We start from the raw sequence: 3,197 nt of genomic DNA, 5'->3' as shown, positions 1-3,197 counted from the left end.
CGCTTTGTTTTACTCTTTTCAAGTTGCAAGGTGATATAGCTTGGATGTTCATAGATTAATTCTTCGTCAATATGGTCCTTGCTAGCCTCGATTTGCCTGAATAGGCTTGTCTCAAATGCCAATACTTGAGACTGCAATAGGGACTGGTTTTCCATATCTCCGTTTTTCCTGGCCTGTAAAATCCCATACATGCAAAACGCTTGCACCTGGTAATCCAACATTTGTCTAAACCAAAGTGTAACGGCAATTTTAATTTCAAAAGGACCCATCGGTGATATTTCTTGGAGCATTGTTTCGTAAGCTGAGAGTAGTTTCATGCCATCCGCATTAGATTCAGAAAAAACACGCGACATTCTGATATGTACTTCCCAAAGTTTTCTCTCTGCTTCATCAAGTTGACCTTCAGTCAGAGTAGCTTTATAGAGCTTATGCTGATGTCTAATATCTTGGATGCTGGCGATAGAACCTTTTATCTCTTGAAATAAGGAAGTCCATGAAAGTTGACTTAATTGAGCATTAAACTTGTGCAGTTGTTCCATGATTTTCACACTATTGTCATACATTGCTTTAGCAGTATCTGCTAGCTCATCTACTTTTGCATTCAGCTGCTCGCTTTGTTGTTGGATTTGATGATATGTAGCGATCCCTACCATACTCCAAGCCGATCCTGTTAGACGCTGAATTTGAGGAATGATGACTTTGTTGAAAACAGGGGGAGTTTTAATACCAAATAGAGCAATATGACTCGTGATAAAACCTTTTATAAAACCGTTGATATAATTTTCTGGCAAATAGCCCAACGCTGCTCCGCATAAACATTTATAGAGATAGTCCTTCCGCGTCTTAATCTCGATTTTATCACTACCTTTATGTAAAAACAGCTGTGTTCCTTCATGTGTTTCTTCAACGGAGTAGAGGGGAGGAGGATTAAAAGGAGTTACATAAGGAATGAGTTCATCGACACGACTCGTTAATGAAGAGTCAGGATGAAGATAGGCAGCATATATTTCATCGACGGATTGTTGAGTAGCAGTAATGACTTTTTCTTTATTTTCTACATTTTTAGGCGAAAAAAAGTTGCCATCTCCATAGGCCCTCCATCGATCACCTCTTTGATTAGCAACGTTTAATCCTTCATGGCCATCTTTTTCGTGTTGAGCTCCCGTTAGTATCCCAGCCAGTTTTTTTGCCATATCTTTTGGAAATTTTAGCTGAGATATGAGAAAAACCTCTAACTCTCCTCGCTGGTTACGGATATGGCCTGAGGCAAACAAATCGGTTAAAAAATGACAGGCAAAGGCATCTAATGCATAGGCTCGTTTAAGTCCCTCTATGTCTTGCCTTTCACCAGCATCCCTTGCCTCTATTAATGCAAGAGCATGCCCAATACGATAAGCATCCTGGGCATTTGAGGAAAAGTGATCGCTATTATCGATTAACAATTCATCGATGTCGTTTTTGATCTTTTTGATCGCGTTGTTTTTCTCGATCATTTGGTTACTATAACAATGATGTGGCAAGCTCGAGTGTGTGACGGCTGTGCACTCCTGATCGATTTCTAGCAGAATTTTTCGTATCTCATCATTGCTTGCCTGGGCAAGAGTATCGAAAGCTTTTATAAATCGTTCTGTTTTTTCTTCATCTGTTCCGCCCGGTAACGAAATGGCCTGACCGGCGACACCATAAAAGTCTCCAGCTAAAGCAACAATGTGTTGAAATCGAATGGGAGTAACGCCTTTGGTGAGAAGCGGTACATCCTTTGGTAATCCCTTTAGTTGAACGGCTTCCCCAATCGCAACATGCTCTGCCGATCCAAACCCACCTACGACCAGATGGTTCTTAGGGCACGTATCAACTTTGTAGTTCATGTTGGATAAGCTGATTTCTACAATGCCGGCTGTCTTTATAAGAGCTGCTTGCAGTTTAGAGTGTTCTTCAGTGTTAGGGATTAAATTCCGGAGTCTCGATTGGGCTTCTTGACGGCCAAGGATGGGGCTACCTTGAAAGATGTTTTCCCAATGAAGATTGGGAGTTGGTGCAACTGGAGAACTCATAAGAGTCTTTTCCTTCTTGATAAGGTTAATGGACGTAGGCTCAAAACTTTTATTTCAGTTTGTTCTTTCTGCAAGACAGCTTGCATCTTAAGTACTTTGCAATGTTGCTTTAAGCAAATGAATGTTGGTTCTTCAGAGATTTGCATGGTGAAAAATAATTTTAAGAAAAACAATCCAAAATTTTAATTCAAAAATTTTCAAAATTCACAAAACCAAATGCTTTTCTTTTAATAAGCTTAATTTTATTATTTACCTCTTCTACAAAACCACTACTCACCCGGTTATCAAAATAATTTAGTATGTTTTCTTCCCCATTTAAAAGTGCCCTGAGAAATGCATAATATTCTGAAACATTCCCTCATATCACATGAAGAATCCATGCTGACAAATTTGCTCTTCCTATTTCTCTATTTTCTGAGCTATTAAATATGCTTATAAATGATTCCTTGAGCTCATAACAGGCTTTTAGTGATGGGTCAAGCAGTTAATATTCTTTTTAAAATGCTTCCCTGTTCCTCTGTCAAATCCTCGCGATTCTTTAACACCACATATTTCGCTTGTTTTCATATCTCTTTAGTATCGCTTTTTCTTTTAGCTTGCTTCCCGCAGTCGTCTAAGGCCTTATTTAATTTTGTATTACATGAAAACGTTCTGCTACAGCCTTCGCTTTGGGCAATTTAGATTCCACTACAGAGCAATAAGGACCCTATAAATCAATTGCAACTGATTTGATTTTGTTTTTAAATTGGCTATTCCAACCATCCAAGTATGCTTCTAAAGCTTCTTTTTTCCGATCACTGAGAACATCAATGACTCTTTTGTTTGTTAGATCACTAATCACAACAACAAAGTCTTTATGTCCTTTATACGTAGCAATTTCATCAACGCTGATCACCTCTGTGGGGAGGAGGGGATTTAGTTCTTGTTTTCGTTTTGCTACAGTTTGATAAATTTCCGTAGCGGTTTTATCCTTAATTCCAAATTTTTTGGCTGCATAAGTAGCCCTTGTTTCTCGGCAGCATTCGTAAATTTCATGCACAAATCGATTTGTATAATGCCGATATGGTGCAGCAAACGATAGTGGTTCCGTGAAAGTACATAAACAATCCCGTTCAATCAAATCCAAGTCTCTATAAATTTTTG

At 38.7% G+C, this 3,197-nt stretch carries 3 pseudogenes; all 3 read right to left on the bottom strand.

Annotated features, from left to right (window positions below):
• Positions 1-2,054: pseudogene (locus tag BU804_RS04195) on the bottom strand (hypothetical protein); the annotation flags it as partial.
• Between the two features lie 187 nt (positions 2,055-2,241).
• Positions 2,242-2,391, bottom strand: a pseudogene (locus BU804_RS17395) (transposase); the annotation flags it as partial.
• Between the two features lie 288 nt (positions 2,392-2,679).
• A pseudogene (locus tag BU804_RS16900) lies at positions 2,680-3,093 on the bottom strand (ISL3 family transposase).
• Positions 3,094-3,197 lie beyond the last annotated feature (104 nt).

The organism is Candidatus Protochlamydia sp. W-9, assembly GCF_001950615.1.
GTDB lineage: Bacteria > Chlamydiota > Chlamydiia > Chlamydiales > Parachlamydiaceae > Protochlamydia > Protochlamydia amoebophila.
Note: the sequence above shows the minus strand (reverse complement) of the source record. Positions and strands in the feature narration are given on the sequence as shown.